The sequence below is a fragment of the Ensifer sp. Root31 genome (genome assembly GCF_001424825.1).
Taxonomy (GTDB): domain Bacteria; phylum Pseudomonadota; class Alphaproteobacteria; order Rhizobiales; family Rhizobiaceae; genus Ensifer; species Ensifer canadensis.
Window position 1 is genome coordinate 1 of record NZ_LMCO01000003.1, and the last position, 12,587, is coordinate 12,587.

18 protein-coding genes are annotated in these 12,587 nt (G+C 59.8%); 5 read left to right on the forward strand and 13 right to left on the reverse strand.

All coding sequences use genetic code 11. The annotated features are described in order from the left end of the window. The 5 genes from ASD00_RS03915 to ASD00_RS03935 form a co-directional block, all read right to left on the reverse strand. Nucleotides 1-2,276, reverse strand: a 2,276-nt coding sequence (locus ASD00_RS03915) for a hypothetical protein (protein WP_057204829.1), incomplete at its 3' end; no start/stop codon positions are given. Between the two features lie 8 nt (nt 2,277-2,284). Continuing rightward, nucleotides 2,285-2,689, reverse strand: coding sequence for a hypothetical protein (locus ASD00_RS03920; RefSeq protein ID WP_057204831.1), 405 nt, complete (start codon nt 2,687-2,689; stop codon nt 2,285-2,287). Between the two features lie 2 nt (nt 2,690-2,691). Then, on the reverse strand, nt 2,692-3,387 hold the full coding sequence (locus ASD00_RS03925) for a DUF2163 domain-containing protein (RefSeq protein ID WP_057204833.1): 696 nt from the start codon (nt 3,385-3,387) through the stop codon (nt 2,692-2,694). After that, nucleotides 3,384-4,052 carry a hypothetical protein gene (locus ASD00_RS03930; protein ID WP_057204835.1) on the reverse strand — a complete coding sequence of 223 codons (669 nt, stop codon included), beginning with the start codon at nt 4,050-4,052 and terminating at the stop codon, nt 3,384-3,386. The genes ASD00_RS03925 and ASD00_RS03930 overlap by 4 nt, the downstream gene beginning before the upstream one ends. After that, a complete protein-coding gene (locus ASD00_RS03935) occupies nt 4,052-6,163 on the reverse strand; it encodes a phage tail length tape measure family protein (protein WP_057204837.1) in 2,112 nt (703 codons plus the stop codon). Before ASD00_RS03935 ends, ASD00_RS03930 begins: the two co-directional genes overlap by 1 nt. A gap of 60 nt (nt 6,164-6,223) precedes the next feature. Between ASD00_RS03935 and ASD00_RS03940 the strand changes: the two genes are divergently transcribed. Together ASD00_RS03940 and ASD00_RS03945 are read left to right on the forward strand one after the other, a co-directional pair. Further along, nucleotides 6,224-6,688 carry a hypothetical protein gene (locus ASD00_RS03940; RefSeq protein WP_156585449.1) on the forward strand — a complete coding sequence of 155 codons (465 nt, stop codon included), beginning with the start codon at nt 6,224-6,226 and terminating at the stop codon, nt 6,686-6,688. A 270-nt stretch (nt 6,689-6,958) separates the two neighbouring features. Then, entirely contained in the window at nt 6,959-7,567 is a 609-nt protein-coding gene (locus ASD00_RS03945) for a hypothetical protein (RefSeq protein WP_057204842.1), read from the forward strand. On the opposite strand, the gene ASD00_RS03950 is transcribed toward ASD00_RS03945, so the two are convergent. The 4 genes from ASD00_RS03950 to ASD00_RS03965 form a co-directional block, all read right to left on the reverse strand. Continuing rightward, nucleotides 7,564-7,800 (reverse strand): hypothetical protein, encoded by a 237-nt coding sequence (locus tag ASD00_RS03950; RefSeq protein WP_057204844.1) that lies wholly within the window; start codon nt 7,798-7,800, stop codon nt 7,564-7,566. The genes ASD00_RS03945 and ASD00_RS03950 overlap by 4 nt on opposite strands. A gap of 107 nt (nt 7,801-7,907) precedes the next feature. Continuing rightward, nucleotides 7,908-8,297, reverse strand: coding sequence for a hypothetical protein (locus ASD00_RS03955; protein WP_057204846.1), 390 nt, complete (start codon nt 8,295-8,297; stop codon nt 7,908-7,910). Nucleotides 8,298-8,311: 14 nt separating this feature from the next. Further along, nucleotides 8,312-8,797, reverse strand: a complete 486-nt coding sequence (locus tag ASD00_RS03960; RefSeq protein WP_057204848.1) for a hypothetical protein — start codon at nt 8,795-8,797, stop codon at nt 8,312-8,314. A 1-nt stretch (nt 8,798) separates the two neighbouring features. After that, nucleotides 8,799-9,224, reverse strand: a complete 426-nt coding sequence (locus ASD00_RS03965) for a phage tail terminator-like protein (protein WP_057204851.1) — start codon at nt 9,222-9,224, stop codon at nt 8,799-8,801. On the opposite strand from ASD00_RS03965, the gene ASD00_RS39700 reads away from it, so the two are divergent. Then, nucleotides 9,223-9,480, forward strand: coding sequence for a hypothetical protein (locus ASD00_RS39700; RefSeq protein WP_156585450.1), 258 nt, complete (start codon nt 9,223-9,225; stop codon nt 9,478-9,480). The genes ASD00_RS03965 and ASD00_RS39700 overlap by 2 nt on opposite strands. On the opposite strand, the gene ASD00_RS03970 is transcribed toward ASD00_RS39700, so the two are convergent. Continuing rightward, a complete protein-coding gene (locus tag ASD00_RS03970; protein ID WP_057204854.1) occupies nt 9,431-9,886 on the reverse strand; it encodes a hypothetical protein in 456 nt (151 codons plus the stop codon). The two genes, ASD00_RS39700 and ASD00_RS03970, sit on opposite strands and share 50 nt — an antisense overlap. Further along, on the reverse strand, nt 9,886-10,923 hold the full coding sequence (locus ASD00_RS03975) for a phage minor head protein (protein WP_057204857.1): 1,038 nt from the start codon (nt 10,921-10,923) through the stop codon (nt 9,886-9,888). The genes ASD00_RS03970 and ASD00_RS03975 overlap by 1 nt, the downstream gene beginning before the upstream one ends. A 33-nt stretch (nt 10,924-10,956) precedes the next feature. Between ASD00_RS03975 and ASD00_RS03980 the strand changes: the two genes are divergently transcribed. After that, on the forward strand, nt 10,957-11,199 hold the full coding sequence (locus tag ASD00_RS03980; RefSeq protein WP_057204860.1) for a hypothetical protein: 243 nt from the start codon (nt 10,957-10,959) through the stop codon (nt 11,197-11,199). On the opposite strand, the gene ASD00_RS03985 is transcribed toward ASD00_RS03980, so the two are convergent. Beyond that, nucleotides 11,196-11,561 carry a hypothetical protein gene (locus ASD00_RS03985; RefSeq protein ID WP_057204862.1) on the reverse strand — a complete coding sequence of 122 codons (366 nt, stop codon included), beginning with the start codon at nt 11,559-11,561 and terminating at the stop codon, nt 11,196-11,198. The genes ASD00_RS03980 and ASD00_RS03985 overlap by 4 nt on opposite strands. 43 nt (nt 11,562-11,604) lie before the next feature. On the opposite strand from ASD00_RS03985, the gene ASD00_RS38055 reads away from it, so the two are divergent. Then, nucleotides 11,605-12,057 carry an immunity 26/phosphotriesterase HocA family protein gene (locus tag ASD00_RS38055; protein ID WP_082523438.1) on the forward strand — a complete coding sequence of 151 codons (453 nt, stop codon included), beginning with the start codon at nt 11,605-11,607 and terminating at the stop codon, nt 12,055-12,057. 31 nt (nt 12,058-12,088) lie between these two features. Here the strand turns inward: ASD00_RS38055 and ASD00_RS03995 are convergent, their stop codons facing one another. Further along, nucleotides 12,089-12,580, reverse strand: a complete 492-nt coding sequence (locus tag ASD00_RS03995) for a DnaT-like ssDNA-binding protein (protein ID WP_057204865.1) — start codon at nt 12,578-12,580, stop codon at nt 12,089-12,091. Between the last annotated feature and the right edge of the window lie 7 nt (nt 12,581-12,587).

The following is a 12,587-nucleotide window of genomic DNA, read 5'->3' on the forward strand; positions in this document are numbered from 1 at the left end:
GTGACCGTGCCGGCCAATGCGCTGTCGGCATTCGCCCGTGCGGTCGCTTCAGTCTGGATAGCGGCGGCATTTCCGGCAGTGTCGGCGAAGAGCTGCGTGATCTGACTGCTAAGGGCACCGTCCGCGCTCGCACGCGTTGTCTCTTCTCTGATCAAGCGTGCACTGGTCGTACCAAGGCTCGCCTGAAGAACGGTCTGGATCTGCGCAAGTGCCTCCGTCTCGGACGCACGAACTCGACGTTCTTCCGAAATCTCGGCGACAGCATCCCCAACTGCGGCGCGGATCTGCTCGCGCTGGATCTGCCCGACAGCACCTTGCAACGAAAAGGCCGTCGTTAGCTCCTCAATGCGCGGCCGGAGGAAATCATCCATCTCGGCCTGAAGATCCTTGAAGCGATCCCTGACATCGTCGCGCACCTGACCGAGACCGACTTGAATATTGAGGGCCCCGGTCGCCGTCGACGTGGTGCGCCAGGGCGTGAAGTTCCGCAACCGGTCCGGCATGGTCGTGATCGTCGCCCTGGCGACGTAGACCTTTTCCGACAGGATGTTTTTCGTCGTCCGATACCGCCCCAGTTCCGGCTCGGCACTCTGGTCGGTAAACTCTTCGAGCGTACCCTCGACCCGATAGTTGAAGATCACCGAGGTAATCGTCGGATCGTCCGGAGGGGTCCAGACGAATTCGAGCGCCGGCACGTCATAGCCGTTCCCGCCAGCGATCATGCCGGCGTAAACGTCAAAGCCCTGCACAGTGAACAGCTGCGACGGGTTGATCGGCGGCACAGGCGGAATGACGATCGGCCCCGGCGCGATATCGCCATCGTCGTAAATGTCGGCGCCCACTTCCCCGAGAACGAAGGTGACCTCAAACGCTTCCGAGAGCTGCCATTCCATCACCATCCAGGTCTTGCCCTCGAAGGTAACCCATTCGCCCTCCTGAACAGCGAAGCCAACGCGCCGGCTAACTGGAACGGTGGCTGAGCCACCCTTTCGGTTCTGCCGATAACGGATGTTCAGCAGGTATTGCGCGATGTCCGGATCATGCACCTGCAGGAAGTCGTTCGAGGTCTGCCGCGCCCGCTTGTCGGCGGCGACGTCAGCATTGACAACAATCGTCTTCAGGCTCTCCGGRTTCCACATCGCTTCCGGCGAAGTGAACTGGCCGGAGAGGTGATTGAACAGCGCGAACGCCGACTTGCGCAGCTGTTTCTGCTTGGCCCGCTTCACCGGGATATCGGTCGGCGTGATGTCCAGCACGGGGATCTGCGGCGCCCCGACGATGACACCCGACAGACCGCGCCGGTTGATCGCGTAGCCAGCCATGGCGTCGTCGAATGCGGAAAGGGCTTCCGTATGATCGGTATCACTGTCGACCCACAGCGAGCATTGATAGGTCGGTTTGCCCTTGCGCAACGTACGGCAATAGTTGATCGCCGCGAAATACGACGGCAGATCGAGCTGGCCGAGCGACTTGCCCTCGCCAACGATCGTGCGGCCGGAACGAAGGCCACGCAGGCCGAGCTGGTAGTTCAGCCTGTGGATCGCCGGCACGAGCGTGTGCACCCAGGTCGAAGGATCATCGATGCGCTGCGGACCGACGCCGCCGGCGACGGTCGAATCCTTCGTCGGATCGTATTCGCGCAATCCTCGCAGCACGAACTCGATGTCCGGACGCCCCTTGCCGGCGTCGCGGAAGAACTGCAGATGATAGTAGAGCTCGACGACGACATAGCAGAGGCCGCTCAGGCGGCTCGTCGCCTTCCATTTGTTGCCGAGGCCGGCAGTCACGTCGACGAGGCGCTGGTCGACGCCCTGGCCCGGCCGACCGTCATAGAAGCGGATGGAGACGGAACTGTTGCCGTCACCGTCGATGAAGCCCTCTACGCCATAGCGCGCGACCTCGTTGCCGATCGTTGCCTGGGCGACAAGATTGTGTTTCTGGCCGTACATAAAGACATGGGGTTCCAGACCGTCGCACCAGCCGCTCGCCAGAACGAAGACATGGGCGTTCAGTTTGTTGCCTTTGTCCCACTTGGCATAAAAGACGCGGTGGCCCTTCGTCTTGCCGGTGCCATAGAGCGTGCTCGCCGGCACGTCTCCGCCCATCTGCACCTGCCCCTGAACCGCAGTGAACTTTTGCTTGTTCTGCTGGCTCTGCTTGACCTTGGCGAAAGCGAACTTCGCGCCGAAGGCGAGCGCGCCGCCGACAATCTTGCCAACCAGGGCAGAGCCGAACAGCGTCCCGATAGCCGCGCCGATACCAGTGAAAATTGCCATGGAAAGACTTATCCGAGATGGAACGTTGCGATGACGTCGGAAAGGCCGCGATCAGAACGCCCCTTCTCGGTTTTGGTGATGAAGCGCAGGCCGAGGCAGATGCCGACATGCTCGGCGCCGTCAGCCAGGCGAAGTATGACGAGATCTCCGAAGCGGGCCGAGGCGCCGCCGGCGGGCTCCTGCCCCAGCTCGGCCGCGAAGAAGTCGACGAGGCTCGAAAACCCGCGACGCCGCAGTGCGCGTTGTGCACCTGGCAGCGTCCGGTATGCCCCCCGATACTTCTCGACGAGAGAGACGCCGTGCAGTGCGTCCGCCATGGCGCAGCCGAGGTGGAAACAATCGGCCGGGCCATAGGCATAGGGGGTCGATAGCTCACGCGTCAGCGTGGCCTCGACAATGCGAAAGCGGTTCATGGTTACCTCGAAACCTGTCCCCACTCTTCGGGGATGGTGCCGACCGTCGCCACGTATTCGAGGCCCGTGTCGGTTTCGTCATTGTCAAATTGCTGCTCAGCGAGGCTCCGCTTGACTAGCGTTTGCCCACGGGCCGAGCGACCCGGTGGCTGCAGCTCGATGGTCAGCGACAGCGTGCSCGTGCCGTTCTCATCGGCCGCGCCGGTGTCGTAGGTCACATTGTCGATTTCGTAGATGCTCGACGCCAGCACGCCGATGACTTGGTTGGAGTTCGGCGCGCCAACCAGGTGCGTCACGATCACGGGAGCATTGGGATAATCATACTGCTCGACGACAGCCATCGCGTCGGCCGGGTCCGTAACCGGAATGTTCGGCGCGCCAACCAGGTGCGTCACGATCACGGGAGCATTGGGATAATCATACTGCTCGACGACAGCCATCGCGTCGGCCGGGTCCGTAACCGGAATGTTAGAAAATCGGATTGTTCGACTGGTCACGGAAGCGCCGAGGGCGCTGCGCATCTCGCCTTGCTGCAGGTAGCGGTTCGGCAGGTATTTGAGGCCGTTATACGTAAAGGGGCGCCCGCCGCGATGGTAGCCAACTGGTTCGCGGCCGGGCAGATCGAAGCGGATCAGATCGATGCGGGAGATATTGCCACTTTCGAGCGCGGCAATGACAGCGGGATCAAGGATACTCATGAGAAGAATACCTCAGTCGCGGTAAACGAGGGCGAGCGGTTGGCCCAAGATTTTTTGCCGTCGTAGCTACCGGGATCAATCTGCATGGTGCAGGACGGCTTCTCGAAATGGACAGTGCAGGACGTGTTGAAATTGCCGGTATCCAGAGCGTATCGGATCGATAGCGTTGCGACGCCGCCGGCGTTTGCAATTGCAGGTGCGATGATCCGGTGCAGTGAACGGGCAAGCGGGCTTTTCCTGATTTCGACATAGTCCCCGCGGGATAGCTGGAAGCCAGCCGGAAGACCTGAAACCACGATCGTGACGGGGTTCGTGATCGATTGCAGAACCGCATTGCCATTGAATGCACCGCCCCCAGCTTTGCTGCCAGAAAGTGGAAAACCTTTGTCGTGGGCGATGGGTCGTGGGCGGAAAACATCATGTGCCAGAAACGTCTGCCCGTGATCGTCGAGCTGCATCATGAAAGCATCCATGGCGCCGAACTCAGGACGCAGCAGCGGGCGCGTCACGTAGTTGGCAACCCAATACGGCGTCCCGAACGTTTGGCTCTCCGTTCGGCGGCCTTCCATCTGATCGCTATTGCGTGGCTGGATCGGGTCGAACCTGCATTCTACCCAATCCTTTCTTCCATCGCCGAAAATCGGAAGCAAAATGGGATCAGGCATCAGTAAGCCTCGCCGCCGTTTTCATACTGATTCCGCTTGCCCTGCTCGTACGCCCGGAGGTTCTCGATGGTCACATTCTCGCTCTCCGAGCGGATCGTAGGTCGGAACATCGGCCCCTCCTCACCAATGACGCGAAGCACGACCTGCGTTGGCTGCGACTGAGTGGTAGGGGTGCTCGACGGCGCAACGTTCGTGTTCGCCGCACTATGCACGCGATGGTTTGGAATGACTTGCTCGCCGCCCTTGAACCGAACGAGCTCGGGCCCCTTCTCGCCGACCCAGGCAACGCCCGGGCGAGCCGAAGACGTGCCGCTCGCGTAACCGCGGAGACCGGCCCACGGATCGACGGCCGTCTTGCCACCGCCGAACAAACCGCCGAGCAGACTCAGCAGACCGCCGCCGCCAGCACCCTTGCCGGCGTTGCCAACTTCAAACACGGCGTCGATGACGTCGGTCAGCAGCTTGTCGGCAATCCTGTCGAGCACGCCCAAAGCTGCCTCGCCGAACGATTCCCAAACCGACTTGCCCCGCTCAAGCCCCGCGAAGAAGTCGTCGAAGAAGCTATGGGTGAGCATCTTCGAGAACTCGATCGCCTCGCCCATGCGGATGGTTTCGGCCTCGACGGAAGCCATAACCTGGGCGAGCGCGGATAGTTCACTCTTCTGCGCGTCCGTAAGCGAGATGCCGCGCTGCTGCGCCTCGTTCAGGAACTGAGTTTCATAGCGCAGGGCTGCCGCGGCTTCTTCCGTCAGGCCGAGGGCATCCCGCTCCGCCTCGAGCGCAGCAATCTGCCGTTCGGCGCCCTTGACGATGTCATCGTATTTTTCGAGGTCGCTCTTGCCGCCGGCCCGCTTCTTCGACTTTTCGTCGACGTCGGTCAGACCCTTGGCTAGGTCCTTGATCTTTCCAGCTGCAGTTGAGGCGTACTCGCCAATAGCCTCGATACCTTTGCCGACGAAGTCTGTTCCTTGGGCAGCTTTCATTTCGTCGAGAGCGGTCTTCAGTGCTCCGCCGGCCGCACCTTCGTAAGGATTCATAATGTTACCGAACTCGATCGGCTCGATGATCATGCTGTTGTAGTTCTTAAGCGGACGCCCAATGGACGCTGACCACAGTGCATACTTGTTTATGAGGTTGTTGATGCCGTCGACGGTGGTTTGCACCATGGCCTGGACAGCTTTTACCACACCCTGTGCGGTGGAATAGACAACGTCACCGAGGGCAGCCGGCAGCTTTTCCCAGACGGCCTTGATGGCATTGAACCCACCGACGAATGAGCCGATCACAAAGTTGATAGCGTTCTTCGCATCGGCCACAATGTCACGCCCAAAGATCTCGGCGAGCTCATCGCGGAAGATGTTAGCCGCGGCGACAGCTGCCGCTATGCCAGCAACGAAGGCGAGAGCGGGGTTAGCCAGGATGAACGCGCCAGCTAGGATCCCGAGTTGGACAACCAGTCTACCCAGAAATGCTATCAAGGTGACGATGCCGCCGACGATCGCTGGCGCATAAATTAACGTCAGGGCCGCCGCTGCGGCCACCGCGTATGGAGCTATGGGTTCGAGCACGTCAGCCAGGGCGATTAGCGCAGATTGGGCAAGCTTTGACCAATTCACGAACTGCAATAGTGCGGAGACAAGCGCAATGACGCCGATAGTTACGAGGCTCACCGGCGAAAGGACCGACAAGAAGGCCTGCCCAAGCCCCTTCACGGGATTCTCCATCGTCGCGAGCACAGCCGCAAGCTGCGTCCCCTGTTGAAGCGCGATTTGCATCGGCCCCATGCCCATCTGAGCGCTGACCGCGATGTCCTGGAACTGGGCGGCAATGTTCGCCAGATTCCCGCGGCCACCTGCACCCCTGCCGTTCTGGTTCGCCGCGCGGTCCATCATCTCGATTTGCTTGGATGCGGAAGCTGCGGCGGCTCCCTCGGTCGCATACGCCTTTGCGGCGGCGGCCGCCGCGCCGGTAGCACCACGATTGGCCCCCGAAAGTCCATTCGCTGCGGCTTCTGCGCGAGCCGCCGCTCCCGACAGCTGATTGAGCGCCTGCGTTCCTTTTTCGACTGATCCACTTTCGACTTTCAGTCCAAGTGTTGCGACATCCGTCATCGCTTTTCCTTTTCAAAGAACGTGCGCTATCGTCCTGCCGGTTCAATCGGAGGATGATTCATGCGCAGCACTATGGTTGCGATCGCAATTTTGATGATGAGCGTGGGCATTCCGGCCAACGCGTCCGGAGAGAAAGCAGACCCCAGAGCCGTGGACTATTGCAAGGCGACCACGGGCAACTTTGTCGCTGTCGCCGAGTGTTTGCCCAATGCGCACGTCGCCATCAAGACGCTGGACACCTTCGATAAACTGTACCCGGTCGCCGCTCAGCCATTGCGAACGAAATGTGCTGAAAGGAACGAAGGCAATGTCATAGGCGCAGCAGCATGCGTGACGGAAGCTGTGGGCGCCGCGCTAGACCTCAAAGAATCTCTGCCAGCGGGCTCGAAGCTTGACGATCCTGTGTTTGATGCGGTTTCCAATGCCGACCTCAGCAAAAAGCTTGACGAGGCCAAGGAAGCGGCAAAAGCCACGTTCCCGAAGGTGCGCGTATGGGGCGGTTCGATGTATCAGCCCTACAACTAATTCTACGACGATGGCACCAAGGAACAGTTTAAGTAGGCGACTCGACTCCTCGAAAAGTTGTGACATTATCCCCTAGGGAACTGCGGGAAAATCTTGCGTATACACATTCCGGAGCGGATCGCTGCGGCCGCTGCGATGGCGCTCGTGTTGGCGAGTTATACGATCACACCGGGAAAGTTTCGCGAAGCGCTTCAACTCGCTCAGGCGGATATTAGAACCTCGACATTTATCAACTCGCATGTTTCACTTGATGGAAGGTGACACACACGGATGGAGGCTGGCATTTTTTGGTTAGTCCTATTGGTTGCAGCAGGTGTTGCTGTTTATTTATTTCAGAAGTCGAGACCTTCTAAAGCCCACAAAAAACCGCAGGCTATTCTGCAGGAGTGGGGCGCCTCCGAGAAGGGAAACCCGACGCAGATTTACCACGGCAAACACGTGACCGTGTTCGAGTCCGATGGTGGATGGAAATTCACCATCGGTGACCCGAACGATCGACGCGAACCGTATTTTTCCGAACCGTATGAGACTGTCCAATCGTTGCCGGAGCAGCGTCGTGAAGAGCGCCGCCAGAAAGAAGAAGAGCAGCGCGAGCAGTTTGTCTCCGACGAACCGAAAATCATCGCTGCGTTGGCGGCTTCCGCTGACGCGGCGGCCAGCGTCACCGAACTCCGGAAGATTGAGCGCAAAACAGAAACCCAACTTCGGAACATTGACCGTATTGCGGGTTCTATCGCCATTTATGGCTCCGACGAGGCAATCGAGAAGGCGTTGAATGTCCAGAAACAAGCGCGTGAGTTGTTGGAAAAGATCCGCGCGCGCGTCGCCGAACTGAAAGAAAAACCCAAGGCTAACAAGATAGGGCCGTCGACCAGTTAGTTTGCAGTTTCTCTTGCTCTGATCGCCTCACTCTCCTTCTCGATCTCAGTGCAGAACTTTGCGTCCATCGCCTTGAGGATCGCGGCTTCCTCCCTGCTGACAATGTTTCCGGTCACCTGACACCAAGCTATCAATTCCAGGTTGGAAACGGGTACCGGACCAGAGAACCCCGGCGGCTGCGACTGCCGAAGTTCCCAGAACCAATCCCAGATAAAGGCGCCGTGGTCCGGCACCTCGGCTTCCGGGCTTTCCGTCTCAAACGCCTCGTTGCGCTCGCGCCTCGTCTCGCCATCCTTGTCGCGGACGCTATCGTAGCGAGCGACAACAGCGACCGCCTCGGCTAGGGCTTCGCCGAGCTCTTCGTAAAATTTGCCCGATCCTCCGATGCGGCGGCGATCTGGTCATAGATCCAGCCAGCTTCTTCGAGCACCTCGCGCACCTGCTCAAACGTGCATTCCGGCTTGGCGCCCTTCCAATCGTGATCACCCCAATCCCAGGAGGCGACGGAGGCGGCGGCCTTGTCAAGATATTCGGCCTCGACCTTGCTGGACGTCAGTTTCTTCTTGCGACTGGCAAGGAACTTGTCGCTGTGCTGGCGAACGACACGCTTGACCGCGTCGCTTTCGGCCGAACGGATCATGAAGCGGATGCCGATGAGCTCGTCGGTGTCCGGGCCGGTGAGCTTCAGTTCGAAAAGGTCTTCGGAATTGACGAGCTTGGAAATGTCCATGTTTTCACCTCAGATTACGGGATGGGGGTCGGATTGACGCGGATCGGCAGCTGGTTGAGGCCGATCGTGAAGCGTTCGAGTTCGAAGTCGTCAGAGCCGCCGCCCGGGTAGAGCGGGCCAGAAACAACGCCGCGGCTGTAGAAGATGGTATTCGTCTTGCCGGCGCCGCCATCGTTGCGCTCGATCTTGATGGCCATATTGTCGAGATTGAGCGGGTCGCCGAAGGTGCGCAGGATCATCTGCCCCGCATCGTCGAAGACCGAAGCGACCTCGATTTGAGGATCGCCGGCGTTCGCGGTGCCCTTCTGTTTCTGGGTCACCGGCTCGTCGAGCGTGTTGTAGCTGTTCATGGTGCTGTCGGCGCCGAAATCACCGACATTTCCGACCTTGCCAACCTGCACCCAGGTCAGCGCTACAAAGGCGGACTGGATGAGATCGGTATTCTGGGCGAGCGCGCAAACATAGACCTTGCTGCCCTTCTTCGTTGCCTTGTTTGCCATGTTAGTTCTCCGGTTCGAAGGCGTGGTAGGGGATGGTGATCGGGATCTGGACCCGTTCACTCTCTTGGAGCGGGCCTGCCGCCCATGGCTCGCTGCTGATCGTGATCCTCACGCCAGAGGCGAATAGCGTTTGGTTCTTGAAGTGGTCGATGACCTGGTCGACGACTTCGAGGGCGCCGATGATCCCCTGCCCGACCGGCCAAACCACCGAGACCTGAAGCAACCCGCGCTTCTGTTGCGGATCGTCGCCCATAGTCACCTGGCGCGTCTGGTTGGGCATGAAGGCAAGGCGCAGGTACTTTGGCGGCAATGGCTGCCCAGCGACCGGGAACACGACGTTCGGCCCGGCGATTGGCAGCACCTGCGGCATCGCGCGCAGTCGATTGGTGAGCGCTTTGAAGATGATTGCGTCGGAACCAACGGCCATGTATCGATTGCCTATGTCTGAAAAGCCGCCTCTCAGCGACGATGAAGTGTATGAGCGCATCCATGCGGCACTGCTGGCATTGGGCCGGGATAGCGCCGCAACAGTGCGAGGCGACACCTCTCTCAAGGCCGCCCGGAAAGCGCTGACGATGCTTCAGCTTGGTTTGCTGGCAGCGATTGAAAAGAACATCGATACCAACGCCGCGATCAAAGACCCAGCCGGGCCTTCAGCTCGGCAGCCTTTCGATCCACGATAATCGGCCAGTTCTGAGCGGCCAGGCGAACGAAGCCATCGGCCGGCTGGCCGTTCGAGCCATATTCACGGTGCCCGGCATATGCGGCGGTGTAGCCGAAATGGAGCGTGTCCCCGATATCGGCTCCGGCGATAACCGCCTCGACCTGGTCGAAGCTCGTCGCATAGCTGTTGGGCCCAGAGCCGGGCGCCGGGTTCTTGCCAGGAACGATCGAGGGCATCGCCGAGGTAGAAGCGAGGAGCGACGCCCGGAGAAAGCCGGTGTCAACGCGCATGCGCCCGCCCTGCCCGGTCGGCTTCTGCATCTCCTCGACGACCTCTTGAGTAGCCTCTTTGAACACAGCCTCGACTGCGCCATCGACCTTGTCCGCCCACTGTGCAACAGCCGCGCTGAACGAGAGCGTCGCCATTAGGCCGCCTCGGCTCGGTAGCGACGCACGACCGCGCCGATGTAGTCGATCTTGTATTCCAACCAGCAGCGGCAGCCGGACTTTTCCATGATCGGCGCGCGCGGGTCGCCGGGATAGCGAAGCAGTGCACCCGATGGGCTCTGAAACACCTCGTCAACGCCGACGCCCTTGCCGTTCAAGACACGGTGAGTATGCCGAACTCGACTGTCGCCGGCCGATCGCCATATCTTGGTGACGTCCTGCGCCTGCACCTTGCCGGACTCGATCTGCTGCCGCATCGCCTCGTTACGCGCCGAGCCGAGCGCCATCATGGTCTCGGTGCGGGCCAGCATCTCGCCGCGGAGCAACAGGTTCTTGTCGTTGAGCCGTCCGATGATCCTGGTCAACGCTTCGCCGGTGACCGGCTTGCCCTCCCGAATGGCAGCCGACACGCTGCGGTCAAAACGCTTGTCGCGGGTCTTGAGCTCGAAATACTTCTTCATCAGCTCCGGATCGCCGGATGCGAGGTTGCCCCGGGCCCGGTCGATAAACTCGATCTGGTAGCGGGTCAGGCCAATGACGCCACCCTCTCGCCGACCGGTGATACGGTTCTGACGCCCGACCACATCAAGTGCGGTAGCACGCGGATTTGCTCCTCGGGCAAGCCCTTGTTCCAATGCCTGGCGAACACCCTGCCGTTGATCCTCGGTGATGTGCGTGACCAGGGTCGAAGACAGATCACGCAGGATCGCCTCGGCAACCGGATTGCGGACACCAAAGCGCCAGATGACGCGATTGCCCTGCGGATCCATCACCCTCGGCAGTTCGCCGACCGAATTCGTGCCGCCGGCGTTGAAAGCCTCTTGCAGTGCGATTTCGAGTGCAGAGAAAGCCTCGGGCTCAAGCTGCATGGCCTCGATCGCGTCGTTCACATCGCCGCGTTCGAGGCGTTCGACGACACGCGCGAGGATGATACTCGACTTGATGTCGTCCACCGCCTCTCGAAATGCCGCGGCAAGGCGTGGTTCGTATATGGCGAGCAATTCGTCGAATGTCATACGATTCTCGTTTTTTGGCCGGCCGGAAGGATTATGATGGTGGCTAACCACAGACCGTTAGCTGGCAATCTCAGGGCGCGTATGATCCTCTTGTTGCTCGTTTTCATTCCATTGGCTTTCTACGCGCATGGCTTGGCTCGCGCGGGCTTGGTTTTGCTGATCGTCGGCATCATGTTTCAAGCGTTTATCGGCCCGCTGGATCCGGTTACCCAGACGATCGCAAATGCCCTCGATTTGGTTGCCGACCCGATCCGGGACTTGCTTGAGCGGGGCTAAAATGCTGTTCGCCCCTGGACGATGAAAACAACGTTCGTGATGCCGTCGAACTTGTTCGGATCGCCATTCACGATGGCGTAGTCGGTACCGTTGGCAGTGACGATGTCGCCGACGGTGGGCTCGATCGCGAGACCGACAGTCGAAATGTAAATCTGCATGTCGCCGGTGCGGATGACCGTTCCGTCTATGTAGCGGGCCTCGTAGGCCATCGGGACGAGCGTTGCCGGGTAGGACGTCACCACAGGCTCGCCGCCGTAGACAGTATCCGGAGGCGTTGAGCGCATGACCGCGCCCGCCTGGCCGAACTCTTCGATGAGCTCAGCGGCTGTGGCCTGCAACTCCTGATAATTGAAAGTGGCCAAACGATATGCTCCTATCTCACCGCTAGAGAAGGATTTGGTATTGATGGCAAAGAAGCAGGCTCTGACAGGTGACTTTGTGGTGATCAAACTGAAGGATGATGCCTATTGCTTTGCCAGGGTTTTGCGGGAGCCGTACTTGGCCTTTTATGACGCGTGCTCAAGGGAGACGCTGAAGATCGAGGAACTTGTCTCGCGAAAAGTGATACTCAAGCTGGCAGTTATGAACCGCGCGGTTACGAGTGGTCGATGGCAAGTGATCGGTCACCTGCCATTGGAGGAGGAGCTCCAAGTACCCATAAAGACGTTTAAGCAGGACGCCATCAGTCAGAAACTTTACGTCTACGTTGATGGCCAAGAAAGGCCGGCAACGCGTGATGAATGCGAGGGTCTCGAGCGAACGGCAGTCTGGGACCCCGAACACGTTGAGGACAGACTCCGCGACCACTTCGCTGGCGTACCAAATAAATGGGCAGAGTCCCTGAAGCTCAAGGCGTGACGCTGATAAGCCGAGCTTCACAAGATTGGACTTAGCCAACCGATCTTATTCCGATGCAGACGAGGCTGTCGTCGCGCAGGAACGGCGCCAACATGCCATCGACGACTGAAATGATGGGGGTGAGGTCAGCGCCCGTCTCGCTCTCGCTGGACGTGCTCTGATATTCCACCTCAAGCTGGCCTACCTTCTTCCGCTTCACGCGGGTGGCGCCGGAGCCTACGACAGACAGGCTGCCGGGCTTCGTCGCTTCCTGGTAGGCAGCATAGAATGATGCATGGATGACCGCCGCCGGCACAACGTCGGACGGGATCAACTTTCCGCTGACGATCGCGCCTTCGCGTGGCCATTGGCGTTCTTGGTCATAGGCTGCAATGCGGCCGACGAAACGGGAGCCGTATACCGCGTCGATATACTGGCTCCCACGATTGCGAAGGACGGCAGGCGACGGCGCACCACCAGGGAGCGTGTAGCCGTTCTCTGTCAGCCACGCCTGAAACGTGCTGTCTTCACCATAGCCTGCCATGATTGCC

Coding starts and splice junctions, on each gene's coding strand:
- ASD00_RS03920 (WP_057204831.1), bottom strand. CDS start 2,689: ATGAACCGCTTTCGCATTGTCGAGGCCACGCTGACGCGTGAGCTATCG.
- ASD00_RS03930 (WP_057204835.1), bottom strand. CDS start 4,052: ATGCCTGATCCCATTTTGCTTCCGATTTTCGGCGATGGAAGAAAGGAT.
- ASD00_RS03935 (WP_057204837.1), bottom strand. CDS start 6,163: ATGACGGATGTCGCAACACTTGGACTGAAAGTCGAAAGTGGATCAGTC.
- ASD00_RS03940 (WP_156585449.1), top strand. CDS start 6,224: ATGCGCAGCACTATGGTTGCGATCGCAATTTTGATGATGAGCGTGGGC.
- ASD00_RS03945 (WP_057204842.1), top strand. CDS start 6,959: ATGGAGGCTGGCATTTTTTGGTTAGTCCTATTGGTTGCAGCAGGTGTT.
- ASD00_RS03955 (WP_057204846.1), bottom strand. CDS start 8,297: ATGGACATTTCCAAGCTCGTCAATTCCGAAGACCTTTTCGAACTGAAG.
- ASD00_RS03960 (WP_057204848.1), bottom strand. CDS start 8,797: ATGGCAAACAAGGCAACGAAGAAGGGCAGCAAGGTCTATGTTTGCGCG.
- ASD00_RS39700 (WP_156585450.1), top strand. CDS start 9,223: ATGTATCGATTGCCTATGTCTGAAAAGCCGCCTCTCAGCGACGATGAA.
- ASD00_RS03965 (WP_057204851.1), bottom strand. CDS start 9,224: ATGGCCGTTGGTTCCGACGCAATCATCTTCAAAGCGCTCACCAATCGA.
- ASD00_RS03970 (WP_057204854.1), bottom strand. CDS start 9,886: ATGGCGACGCTCTCGTTCAGCGCGGCTGTTGCACAGTGGGCGGACAAG.
- ASD00_RS03975 (WP_057204857.1), bottom strand. CDS start 10,923: ATGACATTCGACGAATTGCTCGCCATATACGAACCACGCCTTGCCGCG.
- ASD00_RS03980 (WP_057204860.1), top strand. CDS start 10,957: ATGATGGTGGCTAACCACAGACCGTTAGCTGGCAATCTCAGGGCGCGT.
- ASD00_RS38055 (WP_082523438.1), top strand. CDS start 11,605: ATGGCAAAGAAGCAGGCTCTGACAGGTGACTTTGTGGTGATCAAACTG.
- ASD00_RS03995 (WP_057204865.1), bottom strand. CDS start 12,580: ATGGCAGGCTATGGTGAAGACAGCACGTTTCAGGCGTGGCTGACAGAG.